Source organism: Alkalihalophilus sp. As8PL (genome assembly GCF_040939795.1).
Lineage (GTDB): Bacteria > Bacillota > Bacilli > Bacillales > Bacillaceae_D > Alkalihalophilus > Alkalihalophilus lindianensis.
In genome coordinates, this window is record NZ_CP162551.1 from 2190570 (window position 1) to 2205116 (window position 14547).

A 14547-nucleotide genomic window follows, 5' to 3' on the forward strand; every position below is an offset into this window, starting at 1 on the left:
CCATTAATTCGACAATAAAAGACAAATATCCCAACGAAATAGGTCTAAAGGCTTGTCTATATATGTCGTGAAAAAATGATGACTACAATGTTCAGTAGAGTGTGATGGTTAATCTGAATCATTTTTTCTCTATTAGATTAGACAATCATTTTATAGTAAAATAGAAAGAGCTTGTCATAGGGGGTACACATAAGATGAAAAAATTTTTAATCGCTACATGTGCAGGAGCATTTTTACTTGTCGGTTGCTCTGATAACGAAGAAGAACAAACAGAGGTTGTAAATGAGGAACAAGAAATAGAAGAAGAAGCTGAAGGGGAAGCTGAAGTAGGCGAGCCGGTTGATAGCACAGAGTACGTCGAAGGTGGTGCACCACTCACAGCTAACATCGAACAAGAAGAAGGGGTGCTTGGTGCACAAGTCTTTGTTGATGGTGACACAGCAGTTGGCTCTCTTATGTTAGATGAAAACGTGGAAGAAGAACGAGTAGAGCAACTAGCAGAAATGTTTGCCGAGGAAATTAAAGAGGCACATGAAGACAAAGCAGCAAATGTTCAAGTTGTACAAGACGGTGAACTCGTAGCGGATATTACGATTGAATAGTAGAGATGCGATTAGTCATGAAGACTGATCGCATTTTTTTGAGAGAATAGCGATAGTGATTTCCATATTTTTGCTGCATTTGCCGGAATATGCTGGAGTTTCGTCGGAATAAAGCTTTAATTTGACGGAATCAGAAGCCATTCCGTTGGAAAACGAAATCATTTCGTCGGAATAAGATCATCAGCTATTAAATTTAGTTTCAAATAAAGGAAAAAAGCTTAATTTGACGAAGTTCATATTACTCTTAAAAGAAAAGGAGCCCCAAATGATCGCAAAACCTCGCAAAATCCCTGTTCACATCGTCAAATTAGAAGCACTTCTACGCAGAATTCCTTCCCACCACCCGAAACGACCTCAAATCGAAGCTGACTTAGCGAAAAGGAGAGCTGGTTATAAAGGAGAGTCAGCCTTAGATTACCACCTGAGTTTTTTACCGCAAAAAGAGTACGTCATTTTCCACGATCTCAGACTTCAAAGTGGCGAATACTTTTTCCAAATCGACACACTTATCCTCACTTCAAACTATATTCTTCTCATCGAAGTAAAACATTTATTTGGTACATTAACATTTGAGCCGGAATTTCAGCAATTAGTTCGTTCAACTGTTGATGCTGAAGACGTCTTTCCTGATCCGATCATTCAAGTGAAAAGACAAGCATCTCAACTACAAAAGCTGCTCAAAGATCACAAATTTCCAGAAGCCCCGATCGAAACCCTCGTTGTTATTACAAATGTACTTAGCCGAATTACGACCTCACAAACGACTGATTACCTAAGAAGATATATCATCCGAGATACAGTGCTCGTAAATCGCATACAAAGGTTTACATTTCAACACTCTACACCTATCTACCCTCCAAAATTGATTAAAAAAGCCATTCGGATCCTTAATAAATCCCATACCGAAGCCCGATTTGACCCGCTCTCAGCTTATGATCTTCATCAAAATGAGCTTATAGAAGGTACGCATTGTCCACGCTGCAATAAAATTCCCATGCGTAGACTACATGGGAAATGGCTATGCACTTTTTGCTATCATCAATCGAAAATAGCACATATTGAAAGCTTGATTGATTATGCGCATTTGATTGGAAAAACAATTACCAACAAGAAAGTATGTGATTATCTGAAAGTAGAGAGGGATGTAGCGAGAAGGATGCTCAAATCATTAGAAGTAATGGAGGTAGGCAACACAAAGGGAAGGGAATATATGATCGAAGTAGAGAAGTTAGTAGAAAAACTTGAGAAAAAAGACATCGACTAAGATCGATGTCTGATTTTTATTTGTAATCGAGTGTTGATTACCGTTAATTCAAGCATTCTACTGTTTAATTTGTGTGACTTGCAAGATGATTTAAGCAAATTCGCAATTAATTCGGCGAAATAGCACTTTATGCTAGCAAACGCAGTCATTATCTGGAAATAGACTCTATCCCAGCTGCCTAAACCCCCTGCTCCACTTCCAAACTCCCAGCCGGTTCAAAGAACTCATAATGTACCCGCTCTGCATCAATACCAAGCTCTTGCTAAATACTGCTTGATCGCTTTCATAAACGGCACCGGCCCGCAGAAGTAGAAATCCGCATCGTCTCCAGCAGCCAAAGCACAACGCAGCCAGCCGAGCTCAATCAATCCATGAAGGTCATATTTGCCACGCACCACATCGTCCTCAGTAGGTTCAGCCAAACAAATATAGCTCTGCACATTTCTAAATTTGTTTAAAAATTAGTATTGCTATTGATTACGCTTACATTTATAATACAGATAAATCGGTTTAGTAAACCGGTTTAGTAAGTGTATTAAAAGGAGTTTACATGAAAAAGATTACCATGCTGGATGTCGCCTTAGAAGCGAACGTATCCAAAAGTACTGTATCTCAATACATCAATAAACGTTACGACTATATGAGTGCAGAAACAAAAAAGCGTATAGAAGAAGCAATTGATCAATTAGGCTATCAACCTAACTATTTAGCAAGGAGTCTTAAACAAAAGAAAACTTCTACGATTGGGGTTATTGTTGCCAATATTCTACATTCCTTTTCTACTCAAGTTATTCGCGCAGTTGAAGATTACTGCCATGAGCATGATTTCCATGTCATTGTCTGTAATGCCGATGATGATCCGGAAAAAGAGAAGAAATACATTGAAATGCTTCGAGCTAAGCAAGTAGATGGCTTAATCGTCTTCCCAACAGGAGGCAACCGCGATCTCTTTAAGCAAATGGTTGATGAAAACTATCCACTTGTGTTTGTAGATAGAATAATTGAAGACTTAGCGGTCCCTAGTATTATTCTTGATAATGAAAAAGCTAGTTTACTGGCAGTTGAGCATTTGCTTCAAAGAAATTATAAGCGTATTGGCATTGTAACGACCTCACTTATCCGGCATTTAACACCAAGAATTGAGAGGGTAAGAGGATATAAGAATGCCTTAGCTGCAAATGGCATTAAGGTTAGGGAAGATTATATGAAGAGTGTGGACGTTCCTTTTATGAAAGAGGCTATAAAAGAAATGCTCCAACTTGATGAACCACCAAATGCTTTATTAGCCGGTAATGATTTGGCGTTAATAGAAGTGTTGAAATTAGTAAAAGAAGAAGGAATTAACGTTCCAACTGAACTTGCAGTAGTGGGAATTGATGATGTCTCTTTTGCAAGCCTTTTCAATCCGACGTTAACAACAGTGGCTCAACCAGCTTTTGAAATGGGAACAGATGCAGCACGTATGCTTTTGAAATTAGTAAAGGGCTCCTCTATAGAAGATAAAGGCAATATCACTCGCTATGAACCATTATTACGCGGAAGAGAATCGAGCTAGGGGCCTACACCAGTAGAGATAGGAGAGCTTGAAGTGAAAAAAGATATTATTACAATCGGGGATGCAATGATTACATTTAACCCTAGTACAAACGGACCGATGAGATTTGTTCAAAGCTTTGAGCGAAAAGTTGGTGGAGCAGAATTAAACTTCGCGTTAGGTTGTGCCCGCCTAGGCTTAGATACTGGCTGGATTAGCCGGTTAGGTCAAGATGAGTTTGGTCGATACATTTTAAACTTTGTACGTGGTGAAAATATTGATACATCAGAAGTGGAACTTATTGAGGGTTGTCCTACCTCGTTGAACTTTAAAGAAATAAGAGAAGATGGTTCAGGCACAACACATTACTACCGCTACAACTCACCAACACAAGCGCTAACAGCAGAAACCCTAAATGAAGAGTACATTAGTCAAGCAAAGGTTCTCCATGTCACCGGGGTATTTGCGGCGATCGACAAGAAAAATCCTGGCGTCTTGCTAGAAGCGGTTAAGCTGGCGAAAAAGCACGGTGTACTTGTTTCATTTGATCCGAATTTACGGTTGAAATTATGGACGATAGAAGAGGCAAAGGCAGCGTTTGAGTTGATTCTGCCATATGTGGATATCGTGTTATCTGGAGAAGAAGAGGCTGAACTCCTCTTTGGTAAAAAGACGATTGAAGAATACATCACGATTTTCAAAGAGTATGGCATTCAAGACATTATCTTAAAGCGTGGCGCAGAAGGATCGGTCGGCTATCGTAACGGCGAAATTCATCATGCTGCCCCTGTTAAGCCGAAGGTGATTGTCGATACAGTCGGTGCTGGTGATGGATTTAATGCCGGATATATTTACTCTTACCTAAATGAACATAGTCTAGAAGAATCGCTCCAATTTGCGAATGTGATCGGATCAATGGTAGTAAGCGTAACCGGGGACAACGAAGGGCTTCCATATTTAGATGACGTGCTCGTTAGACTCGGGAAAAAACATGAAGTGGAGAGGTAGGCGATTTTGATGAAGTTACAACTAGCATTAGATCGTCTCACACAAGATGAATGTCTCACTATATTAGAAGAAACTAGCACCTCTATTGATTTGATTGAAATTGGAACCGGTGTCATAAAAGAATATGGCATGTCGATCATCGAAAGAATAAAAAGTGTTTACCCAAATATAACGATTGTTGCTGATATGAAAACATGTGATGCAGGTAGGTCAGAAGCAGAGCAAGCATTCCAAGCAGGGGCTGATATCACTACAGTGATGGCTTTTGCCCATGATGCCACCATTAAAGAAATGCTCCAAGTAGCAAAAAGTCACAATAAAAGAGTGATGGTCGACCTCCTAGGAATTACGAGTTCAAAAAGGATTCAACAACTTCAGAGTTTGGGAGTGGATTTAGTTAGTTTGCATATCGGAAAGGATATGCAAGGAGATGGAAAGAATGCTACAGCTGATCTCTTTCGTTTATTAACAGATGCAAATGAGTTCGAAGTGTCCGTAGCAGGTGGGATTGATGAAGCATCCTTGCCACAATTTTTACCTCATAATCCGGATATTTTCATCGTCGGTGGTGCGATTACAAAGGCTAGAGACCGAGCTGAGGTGGCGAAAAGATTGAAGGGAATGATCTCTCCTTGAAAACAATGATTGAAACCGTGGTTAAAGAAGTAACGGAGGTTCTTGCAACTGTAAAGGAAGATCAAGCCATTGATTTTTCTAAAGAACTAAAAAAGGCACATCGCATTTTTGTGCTTGGGGAAGGTCGCTCTGGATTAATGGGTAAGGCTTTTGCAATGAGATTAATGCATGCAGGATATAACGTCTATGCTGTTGGTGAGACGATTACACCAAGTATTCAAGAAGGCGACCTGTTAGTGGCAATTTCAGGATCAGGGACAACGGGTTCCATTGTACAAACAGCTAAAAAAGCAAAAGAAGTAAACGCCGTTGTGTTAGGTGTTTCAACGGATTCATCCTCTCCATTAGCAGAGGTGAGTGATCATCTATTAGAGATCCCAGCTGCAACGAAGTACAGACGTGCAAGTGAGCCTGATACGATTCAACCTCTTGGCAATCAATTTGATCAAAGCCTTCATCTATTGTTAGATGCGCTGATTATTTATAGCGTGAACCAAACAAGTAGTCATGATGAGATGATAAATAGACATGCAAACTTAGAGTAGGGAGAGACAAAAAATGACAGATATTAAAGTATCACAAGAGCAATTAAAAGAATTAGTTGTAAATAGATTAAAAGAAGCTTCACTTATTAAAGAGCATGCCGAAATCGTAGCTGATGTATTGGTACATGCTGATATGCGCGGTGTGAGCTCACATGGGGTTCTTCGCACAGAGCATTATGTAAAGCGCTTAAATGAAGGCGGCATGAACCCAAATCCTGAATTCAAGGTAACAAACACAGGTCCTTGCTCAGCGATCTTTGATGGTGATGATGGCCTGGGTCACGTTGTGGCAAAGGAAGCAATGGAAGTGTCAATTGAAATGGCGAAAAAGAACGGAATTGGAATGGTTGGAATTATCAACAGTAGCCACTGTGGTGCCCTTTCTTATTTCGTTCAACAAGCTGCAGAACATAACTTAGTTGGGATGGCATTAACGCATACAGATAATATTGTTGTTCCATTTGGAGGAGCTAAGCCTTACTTTGGCACAAATCCAATTGCATACGGTTTCCCTGCTAGAAAGAACAAGCCAGTGATTCTTGATATGGCTACTAGTAACGTAGCGTTTGGTAAAGTCTTGCACGCTCGCGAGGCAGGAGGAGATATCCCAGCTGATTGGGGAGTAGATGAAAAGGGTCAGCCAACAACAGATCCACACGATGTATCTTATTTACTTCCTTTTGCCGGACCTAAAGGATATGGACTGGGAATGGTTGTCGACATTATGTCTGGTATCATGACCGGCTCTAGCTTCGGACCAAACATTGCCAAGATGTATGGAGACTACGATAAAAAACGCAAGCTAGGTCATTTTATCTTTACCATCAACCCTTCGATGTTTACTAATATTGATGATTTCCTAGATTCAATGGATGAAATGATTGATCAAATACACGAAGTAGAACCCGCTGAAGGTTTCAATAAAGTATTAGTACCAGGGGAGCCTGAACAGTTAAAAGAAGAAGTGGCTCAAAGCGAAGGAGTGCCTGTTACTAAATCGGTTTATGAATACCTAGCAAATAGACAATAGGTTGTAAACGGTTACTAAATGCCGTCAAAATATAATTTTCTTAGGGGGAAATGAACATGAAGAAGCTTAAAGGATTTGTAGTAGGGTCAGCTTTGTTAATGATGCTTGCTGCTTGTGGAGGTAGTGATACAGAAACTACGGCAAATGGCACAGATACAGATGAAAGTGGAGCATCTGGTGAGACGATCAACTGGAGAATGGGACATTTAGCAGCTGAAGATCATATTTGGCACCAAACGGCAGAGAGATTTGCTGAGCTTGTTAGTGAGAAAACTGAAGGTCAAATTGACATTTCTATCTACCCTAATAACCAACTTGGCGGGGAAACGGAAGTATTAAATAGTGTCAGAGGTGGAAATGTAGACTTACTTATTACTGGTGAAACGATGCAAAACTGGGCACCGAAAGCAGCTTTACTAGCCGTACCGTATGCATTCCGTGACTCCGATCATCTTAAGGCAGTTGTTGAAGGCGAAATTGGTAGTGAGATTGAAGAAGAAATCGTTGAAAAGGTAGGGGTTACTCCTTTATTCCATATGGAGCGTGCACCTCGTAACTTAACTTCTAACGAGCCAATCTCCACTCCAGAAGACTTAAATGGGTTTAGAATGCGTGTACCAAATGTTCCGTTATTCATGGATTCTTGGAATGCAGCAGGTGCAGGTCCACAAGTGATGGATTTCAATGAAGTATTTACAGGCTTACAACAAGGAGTAATCCATGGCCAAGAAAATCCAGTAGATCTTATCCACAGTGGCGGACTTTATGAAGTTCAAGAATACGTAAACTTAACTGAGCATGTCTACTCTTGGATTTATGTAGTAGTGGGGAACTCACAATTCGAAGCATTAAGTGAGGATTTACAAGCAGCAGTTATGGAAGCAGCTGAAGAAGCAAAAACATACGGCGATGAGCTATTTGTCGAAGAAATTCAAAATTACCATGACACTCTCGAGGCTGAAGGCATGACATTTAATGACGATGTAGACCAAGATGCGTTCCGTGAAGCAATGGAGCCGGCAATTGAAAATGCTTTATCTGAAGAGCAATTCGAGCTTTATCAGCAAATTTTAGATGTTGAATAATCATGAAGTCCTAGAGGCGTATCAACTAGACGTTGATACGTCTTCTTCCTAAGAAAGGCGATGAGGAGTATGAAACCGCTAAAACTTTTAGATAGAACCCTAGAAGTATTAACTGCCCTTTGTTTTATCGGTATTATTGTCGTTGTATCCATGCAAGTTGCTACAAGATTTTTACCTTTTTCTGCAGTATGGACTGAAGAGTTAACTCGATATTTATTTATTTTTGCGGTATCTTTTGGAGCTCCGTTAGCTATGAAACGTCAAGAATTTATTAGTATTGATTTCATTTTGAATGCAATACCGGCAAAGTTCCGGAATTATTATAAAGCTTTTACGCAACTCTTGGTAATCGTCATGAGCGGTTACATTGCTTATTATGGTTATTACTTTATGTTACTAGGTCAAGGTCAACGTTCAGCCACGATGAATATTGAGATGTCTTGGATTCATGCCAGTATAGGAATCTCAATGTTACTTATTGGCGTGTATGCCGTTATTAGCATTTACGACCTTTTCGTTAGTAGGAAGCGAGGCGATCAAGCATGATGGCATTACTTTTATTTTTATCCTTCCTCGTTTTAATGTTCTTAGGAGTACCCATTGCCTTTAGTTTAGGACTTTCCAGTTTGCTGTATTTAATTATCGTTGATGTACCGCTGACCATTATTCCACAGCGCATGTTCTCTGGAATTAACTCTTTTGTCTTGTTATGTATACCTGGCTTTATCCTGGCAGGGAACTTAATGAACGCAGGAGGAATCACGGAGCGAATTATTAAATTTGCCAATGATGTTGTTGGTCACATTAGAGGGGGGCTAGGTCTAGCAAACATAGGCTCATCAATGGGTTTTGCAGGCATATCTGGTACAGCTCTTGCTGATACAGCAAGCATTGGTGCGGTCATGATTCCAGCTATGAAAAAAGAGGGCTATGATGCGCCATATGCAGCAGCAGTAACCTCTTCATCTTCTACTATTGGACCTATTATCCCGCCATCGCTTCCGTTAATTATTGTGGGAACGCTTGCTAGTGTGTCGATCGGGGATTTATTTTTAGCAGGTGCTATTCCTGGTTTGCTTCTCGGTATTGGCTTAATGATGATGGCCTATGCGATTTCTGTAAAACGCGGCTATCCTAAGCAAGCCCGTAAACCAGTAAAAGAAATAACGAAGTCTTTTTTCGGAGCTTTCTGGGCTCTACTAATGACTGTCATTATTTTATACGGAATATTAGGTGGGTTCTTCACACCAACTGAAGCATCGATCGTTGCGGTTATTTATGCGTTAATCATTGGGCTATTCGTTTATAAAGATCTCAAATTCAAACAAGTTCCTAAGATTATTTTAGATTCAATGATAAGCACGGCTTCTATTTTAATTCTAGTTGGGTTTGCGAATCTATTTGGCTATATCCTTGTTAGTGAGCAGATTCCTATTTTAGTAGCTGATACGATCCTTGGGATTACAGAGAATCCAATCCTCGTTATTCTATTAGTTATCTTATTGTTACTATTCGTTGGAACATTTATGGAAACGATTGCGGCACTTGTCATTTTATTCCCAGTTCTACTTCCAGTGGCAGCATCTGTTGGAATGGATCCAGTTCACTTCGGTATTGTCATGGTGCTTGCGTTAATTATTGGCTTAACCACACCACCGGTTGGCGTATGTCTATTCGTTGCATCGAGTATAGGGAAGGTATCGATATGGGATACGACAAAAGCTCTTGTTCCATTCTTATTTGTCAGCCTTGTTGTCTTGTTACTCGTTGCCTTTATTCCGGAGATCACCTTATTCTTACCAAGTTTGTTTGATTAATTAGGAGGCGTTCCGTATGAAGGTTGTCCATGTAGAGAAAGCAGGTTCCATTGAAGTCATAGAAAAAGAAAAGCCTGTCTTAAAACAAGCAAATGACGTGTTAATAAGAGTGCGCATGGTCGGTATTTGTGGATCAGACATGCATATTTATCACGGGACTAACCCTCTTGCCACTTACCCTAGAATCCTAGGTCACGAAGTAACAGGAGAGGTCATCGAGATTGGCGAAAATGTTTCAAATTTACAAGTAAGCGATAAAGTTGTCCTAGAACCAATTGATACATGTGGAGAGTGCTATGCATGCCGAAATGGCCGAGCAAATGTCTGTGAAAATCTAGAAGTTTATGGTGTCCATCGAGATGGGGGCATGCAAGAGTATATGGTTGTACCAGAAGACAACCTTCATAAAGTAGATACAAATACTCCCTTTGAAGCATCTGTATTGGTGGAACCATTTACCATCGGTGCACAAGCCAACTGGAGAGGAAATGTTCAAAAGGGAGATACCGTCCTTATCCAAGGAGCAGGTCCGATTGGGATTTGTTGCTTGAAAGTTGCCAAGCTACTGGGGGCCACATGCTTTATCACAGATCTGAATCAAGAGCGTTTAAACTTTGCCGTAGAGTGTGGAGCTGATCAAGCGATTCATGCAGGAGAGGTTGATGTGCTCGAGGAAGTGATGAACGCCACTTCAGGCGAAGGGGCAAATGTGGTAATTGATGCGGTATGCCTCCCACAAACTTTTGAGCTAGGTACCCAAGTCGCATCCATTGCAGGACGGGTGGTTGTTTTAGGATTTGATGAGCGTCCATCACACATTTCCCAATTACCAATTACAAAAAAAGAGCTGACGATCGTTGGATCAAGATTACAAACCAATCAATTTGCACCTGTTATTCAATGGATGGAAGACAATGAATTAAATGTCGACCAAATGGTAACCCATACGTTCTCAATCGATCAAATTAAAGAGGCAATGGAGTTTATCGAAAGCCATCCAGATGAAGTTCGAAAAGCAGTTATCTCCATGTAAACGCATCTGTGCTCACCTTCTAGTAGTGGTGAGCCTCATGTGTAAATAGCAGCTAGTTTAAGAGGAGGAAAAAGCGATATGAAAAGCTATAATACGCTTAATAAAATGATCACAGCAGGTATCACAGCGGTAGTGAGAGGGGATACCTTTGAAGAAGCTGAAACGATTGCAAATGGTTGTATTGCAGGAGGGATCACATCTATAGAAGTAACCTTTACTACACCGGATGCGGTTCGTCTCATTAAACAATTAAGTCTAAGTTACCCTGATATTACAGTTGGAGCGGGAAGTGTACTAGATTCAGAGACGGCCCGTATTGCGATTTTAAATGGAGCTGAGTACGTGGTATCTCCTTGCTTTGATAAAGGTGCGGCTATGCTTTGTAATAGATATCAAGTTCCCTATGTTCCGGGTTGCATGACAATTCGCGAGATGAAAGAAGCAACAGAATATGGTGTTTCGTTGATTAAGCTATTCCCTGGTAATCAATTTGAACCTTCCTTTATCAAATCTGTAAAAGGTCCTCTTCCACATGTAGAAGTCATGCCAACAGGTGGTGTAAATGCCTCCAATGTTCAACAGTGGATCGAAAACGGAGCTGCTGCAGTTGGAGTGGGAAGTGACTGGAATAAAGCATTAAAAACTTCAGGTGAAGAAGGTGTTATTGAAGCTGCGCGTAATTACGTGAATATCCTATCAAACTAATAAGGGGGGATATAAAATGAGAATGGTGTTTAGATGGTTTGGAGAAGGAAATGATCATATTTCTTTAAGAGACGTGAAACAAATTCCAGGCGTCGAAGGAATTGTTTGGTCCTTACATGATGTACCTGCTGGTGACGAGTGGTCATTAAAACAAATTCAAGATGTAAAACAACAAGCTACAGATCATGGTTTACATATTGAGGTTGTCGAAAGTGTAAATGTTCATGAAGATATAAAACTAGGTCTTTCTACACGAGATCGCTATATTGAAAATTATATAAAGACGATTGAGAAGCTAGCAAGTGTTGGAGTGAAAGTAATCTGCTATAATTTCATGCCGATATTCGATTGGTTACGAACGGACCTAGCAAAGGAACTAGAAGACGGTTCGACAGCTCTATTTTATGAGGGCTCTAAAATTCATGATATCGACCCGATGGAGCTTGTGAAACAGATTAGTGAGAACTCTGAAATGACGATGCCTGGTTGGGAGCCGGAACGTCTTGCGGATTTAACTAAACTATTTGAAGCATACCGGGGTGTGACAGAAGAAGACTTGATGAATAACCTTCAGTACTTCTTAGAAAAAATCATTCCAGTTGCAGAGGAACATGATATCAAAATGGCCATTCATCCTGATGATCCACCATGGTCTGTATTTGGTCTCCCTCGAATTGTCACGAATAAAGAAAATCTTCAACGTATTTTAAAATTAGTAGATAGCCCATCAAATGGCTTGACTCTCTGTAGTGGATCACTAGGCTCAAACCCTTCGAATAATGTAGCGGAAATGGTAAGAGAGTTCGCTGATCGTATTCCATTTGCTCATATTCGAAACGTGAGAATTTATGAAAACGGAGATTTTATCGAAACCTCCCACCGCACAGAAGATGGCTCGATAGATATTACAGATGTTGTGACGGCCTATCATGAAAATAATTTCACCGGTTACGCGCGCCCTGATCATGGTCGCCACATTTGGGATGAAAAGTGTAGACCAGGCTACGGCTTATATGACAGAGCCCTTGGCATTATGTATATGTGGGGAATTTGGGACACGTTAGAAAAAGCAAAAAGGGAGGCGTAACATGCTAGCAATAAACGAAAACTTAAACGGCAAAATCGCCGTTATTACAGGTGGAAGCGGTGTGTTATGTAGCGCGATGGCTAGGGAGCTTGGTCGCCAAGGTGTAAAAGTAGCAATCTTAAATCGCACAGCAGAAAAAGGGAAACAAGTCGAACAAGAGATACGCGATGCTGGTGGAGAAGCTCTTGCCATCGCATGCGATGTTCTTGATATGAATAGCATTATTGCGGCAGAAGAAAGAATTACAAAAGAATTTGGAGTTTGCGACATTTTAATAAATGGGGCAGGGGGCAACCACCCAAAAGGCACGACAACCAATGAAATTTTTCAAAAGGAAGATGTCGAAAACGATTCAGTGCAAACCTTTTTCGATATGAACAATGAAGGCTTCCAGCATGTTTTCAACTTAAATATCCAAGGAACGATAAATGCCACTCAAGTATTCCTAAAAAGAATGGTCGACAAAAGAGGTGCTGTTGTCATTAATCTATCCTCAATGAGTGCTCCTTCACCAATGACAAAAGTGCCAGCCTACAGTGCAGCCAAAGCAGCAATTGATAACTTTACACAATGGTTAGCTGTGCATATGGCCCAATCAGGAGTACGTGTGAACGCGATCGCACCGGGATTTTTCTTAACCGAGCAAAATCATAAGTTGCTCAAAAACGAAGACGGAAGCTTGACTGAGCGTTCAGAGAAGATCATTACTCATACACCGATGAGGCGATTCGGTGATCCGGAAGATTTATTGGGAACGCTTTTGTGGCTGGCAGATGAGAACATGTCTGGATTCGTCACTGGTATTACGGTGCCAGTAGATGGTGGGTTTATGGCTTATTCTGGAGTTTAAGAATGGGGAGGGCACAGCCGCTGGGGCGGTTGTGCTTTTGTGGTGAGCGGAGGTGCGTTAGGTTGCGGGGTTTTTTCCAGATATTTGCTGCGTTTGTCGGAATATGATGGGGTTTCGTCGGAAAAAAGCTTTGATTTGACGGAATCAGGTCCCATTCCGTCGGAAAACGACATCATTTCATCGGAATAAGATCATCAGCTATTAAATTTAGTTTCAAATAAAGGAAAAAAGCTTAATTTGACGAAGTTCATATTACACTTAAAAGAAAAGGAGCCCCAAATGATCGCAAAACCTCGCAAAATCCCTGTTCACATCGCCAAATTAGAAGCACTTCTACGCAGAATTCCTTCCCACCACCCGAAACGACCTCAAATCGAAGCCGACTTAGCAAAAAGGAGAGTTGCTATAAAGGAGAATCAGCCTTAGATTACCACCTGAGTTTTTTACCGCAAAAAGAGTACGTCATTTTCCACGATCTCAGACTTCAAAGTGGTGATTACTTCTTCCAAATCGACACCCTTATCCTCACTCCAAACTATATTCTCCTTATTGAGGTCAAACATCTTTTCGGTACGTTAACATTTGAGCCGGAATTTCAGCAGTTAGTTCGTTCAACTGCTGATGCTGAAGACGTTTTCCCCGATCCAATTACCCAAGTGAAAAGACAAGCTTCGCAACTAAAAACGTTCCTAGGTAAGCACAAAATTCCAGACATTCCTCTTGAAACCCTCGTTGTATTTACAAACTCACTTAGCCGAATTACACTCTCAGACTCCACTACTTATACACGAAGATATGTCATCCGTGATACTGTGTTACTCAATCGAATTGAACAGCTTTCCTCTCAATATATCACTATTACTCTTGATCCCAAGTTAGTCAAAAAAGTGACTAGAATTTTAAACAACTCTCACACCCCTTCAATAATCGCTCCACTTCAAGCATATAATCTGCAGCCCATAGAATTGATTAAAGGGGTCCACTGCCCGAAATGCAATGCAATACCGATGCGCAGACTTCACGGGAAATGGTTCTGTTCAAGTTGCTATTATCAATCAAAGGTAGCACATATAAATAGTTTAGTTGATTATCGTTTACTTCTTAGTGACACGATTACGAATAAACAAGCATGCGAATTTCTAAAAATCACACGTCCTTTAGCATGTCGAGTACTAACCGCATTGGAAACTGCTATAATTGGGGTGAAAAAAGGGAGGAAATATAAATTAGAGTTGGATAATCTGAAGAAATTAGTGATAGAAAAAGGTATCGACTGATGTCGATACCTTTTGTTGAGAAATATAAACGAATAGAAGTCAAATATGCACGAATGACAACTTTTATAAATGAA

General features: G+C 40.5%; 16 protein-coding genes. 15 read left to right on the forward strand and 1 reads right to left on the reverse strand.

Annotated elements, in window-relative coordinates:
- Positions 1–194 precede the first annotated feature (194 nt).
- Entirely contained in the window at positions 195–602 is a 408-nt protein-coding gene (locus AB3N04_RS12650; protein WP_368503109.1) for a hypothetical protein, read from the forward strand.
- A 265-nt stretch (positions 603–867) separates the two neighbouring features.
- Positions 868–1866: a nuclease-related domain-containing protein gene (locus AB3N04_RS12655; RefSeq protein WP_368503110.1), complete on the forward strand. Its 999-nt coding sequence runs from the start codon at positions 868–870 to the stop codon at positions 1864–1866.
- 245 nt (positions 1867–2111) lie between these two features.
- Here the strand turns inward: AB3N04_RS12655 and AB3N04_RS12660 are convergent, their stop codons facing one another.
- Positions 2112–2288 (reverse strand): hypothetical protein, encoded by a 177-nt coding sequence (locus AB3N04_RS12660; protein WP_368503111.1) that lies wholly within the window; start codon positions 2286–2288, stop codon positions 2112–2114.
- Between the two features lie 128 nt (positions 2289–2416).
- Here AB3N04_RS12660 and AB3N04_RS12665 point away from each other — a divergent pair, with 128 nt between their 5' ends.
- The 13 genes from AB3N04_RS12665 (at position 2417) to AB3N04_RS12725 (ending at position 14473) form a co-directional block, all read left to right on the forward strand.
- A complete protein-coding gene (locus AB3N04_RS12665) occupies positions 2417–3421 on the forward strand; it encodes a substrate-binding domain-containing protein (RefSeq protein ID WP_368503112.1) in 1005 nt (334 codons plus the stop codon).
- Positions 3422–3454: 33 nt separating this feature from the next.
- Positions 3455–4408: a sugar kinase gene (locus tag AB3N04_RS12670; protein ID WP_368503113.1), complete on the forward strand. Its 954-nt coding sequence runs from the start codon at positions 3455–3457 to the stop codon at positions 4406–4408.
- A 9-nt stretch (positions 4409–4417) separates the two neighbouring features.
- Positions 4418–5044 (forward strand): 3-hexulose-6-phosphate synthase, encoded by a 627-nt coding sequence (hxlA, locus tag AB3N04_RS12675; protein ID WP_368503114.1) that lies wholly within the window; start codon positions 4418–4420, stop codon positions 5042–5044.
- A 5-nt stretch (positions 5045–5049) separates the two neighbouring features.
- Complete coding sequence (hxlB, locus tag AB3N04_RS12680; RefSeq protein ID WP_368506042.1) at positions 5050–5589, forward strand: 6-phospho-3-hexuloisomerase; 540 nt, start codon at positions 5050–5052, stop codon at positions 5587–5589.
- A 13-nt stretch (positions 5590–5602) separates the two neighbouring features.
- Positions 5603–6619 (forward strand): ureidoglycolate dehydrogenase, encoded by a 1017-nt coding sequence (allD, locus tag AB3N04_RS12685; protein WP_368503115.1) that lies wholly within the window; start codon positions 5603–5605, stop codon positions 6617–6619.
- Positions 6620–6675: 56 nt separating this feature from the next.
- A complete protein-coding gene (locus AB3N04_RS12690; RefSeq protein WP_368503116.1) occupies positions 6676–7704 on the forward strand; it encodes a TRAP transporter substrate-binding protein in 1029 nt (342 codons plus the stop codon).
- A gap of 69 nt (positions 7705–7773) precedes the next feature.
- Positions 7774–8250 carry a TRAP transporter small permease gene (locus AB3N04_RS12695; protein ID WP_368503117.1) on the forward strand — a complete coding sequence of 159 codons (477 nt, stop codon included), beginning with the start codon at positions 7774–7776 and terminating at the stop codon, positions 8248–8250.
- Positions 8247–9521, forward strand: a complete 1275-nt coding sequence (locus AB3N04_RS12700) for a TRAP transporter large permease (protein ID WP_368503118.1) — start codon at positions 8247–8249, stop codon at positions 9519–9521. Before AB3N04_RS12695 ends, AB3N04_RS12700 begins: the two co-directional genes overlap by 4 nt.
- A 16-nt stretch (positions 9522–9537) precedes the next feature.
- Entirely contained in the window at positions 9538–10554 is a 1017-nt protein-coding gene (locus tag AB3N04_RS12705; protein ID WP_368503119.1) for a zinc-binding alcohol dehydrogenase family protein, read from the forward strand.
- Positions 10555–10632: 78 nt separating this feature from the next.
- Positions 10633–11259: a bifunctional 2-keto-4-hydroxyglutarate aldolase/2-keto-3-deoxy-6-phosphogluconate aldolase gene (locus AB3N04_RS12710; protein ID WP_047973036.1), complete on the forward strand. Its 627-nt coding sequence runs from the start codon at positions 10633–10635 to the stop codon at positions 11257–11259.
- Positions 11260–11275: 16 nt separating this feature from the next.
- Positions 11276–12346, forward strand: coding sequence for a mannonate dehydratase (gene uxuA, locus AB3N04_RS12715; protein ID WP_368503120.1), 1071 nt, complete (start codon positions 11276–11278; stop codon positions 12344–12346).
- 1 nt (position 12347) lies between these two features.
- Complete coding sequence (locus AB3N04_RS12720) at positions 12348–13196, forward strand: SDR family oxidoreductase (protein ID WP_368503121.1); 849 nt, start codon at positions 12348–12350, stop codon at positions 13194–13196.
- 320 nt (positions 13197–13516) lie between these two features.
- Complete coding sequence (locus AB3N04_RS12725) at positions 13517–14473, forward strand: nuclease-related domain-containing protein (RefSeq protein ID WP_368506043.1); 957 nt, start codon at positions 13517–13519, stop codon at positions 14471–14473.
- The last annotated feature ends 74 nt before the right edge of the window (positions 14474–14547 follow it).

What these genes read in the sequence shown, in the direction of transcription:
- AB3N04_RS12650 (WP_368503109.1), top strand. Translation starts at nt 195, where the DNA reads ATGAAAAAATTTTTAATCGCTACATGTGCAGGAGCATTTTTACTTGTC.
- AB3N04_RS12655 (WP_368503110.1), top strand. Translation starts at nt 868, where the DNA reads ATGATCGCAAAACCTCGCAAAATCCCTGTTCACATCGTCAAATTAGAA.
- AB3N04_RS12665 (WP_368503112.1), top strand. Translation starts at nt 2,417, where the DNA reads ATGAAAAAGATTACCATGCTGGATGTCGCCTTAGAAGCGAACGTATCC.
- hxlA (WP_368503114.1), top strand. Translation starts at nt 4,418, where the DNA reads ATGAAGTTACAACTAGCATTAGATCGTCTCACACAAGATGAATGTCTC.
- hxlB (WP_368506042.1), top strand. Translation starts at nt 5,050, where the DNA reads ATGATTGAAACCGTGGTTAAAGAAGTAACGGAGGTTCTTGCAACTGTA.
- allD (WP_368503115.1), top strand. Translation starts at nt 5,603, where the DNA reads ATGACAGATATTAAAGTATCACAAGAGCAATTAAAAGAATTAGTTGTA.
- AB3N04_RS12690 (WP_368503116.1), top strand. Translation starts at nt 6,676, where the DNA reads ATGAAGAAGCTTAAAGGATTTGTAGTAGGGTCAGCTTTGTTAATGATG.
- AB3N04_RS12695 (WP_368503117.1), top strand. Translation starts at nt 7,774, where the DNA reads ATGAAACCGCTAAAACTTTTAGATAGAACCCTAGAAGTATTAACTGCC.
- AB3N04_RS12700 (WP_368503118.1), top strand. Translation starts at nt 8,247, where the DNA reads ATGATGGCATTACTTTTATTTTTATCCTTCCTCGTTTTAATGTTCTTA.
- AB3N04_RS12705 (WP_368503119.1), top strand. Translation starts at nt 9,538, where the DNA reads ATGAAGGTTGTCCATGTAGAGAAAGCAGGTTCCATTGAAGTCATAGAA.
- AB3N04_RS12710 (WP_047973036.1), top strand. Translation starts at nt 10,633, where the DNA reads ATGAAAAGCTATAATACGCTTAATAAAATGATCACAGCAGGTATCACA.
- uxuA (WP_368503120.1), top strand. Translation starts at nt 11,276, where the DNA reads ATGAGAATGGTGTTTAGATGGTTTGGAGAAGGAAATGATCATATTTCT.
- AB3N04_RS12720 (WP_368503121.1), top strand. Translation starts at nt 12,348, where the DNA reads ATGCTAGCAATAAACGAAAACTTAAACGGCAAAATCGCCGTTATTACA.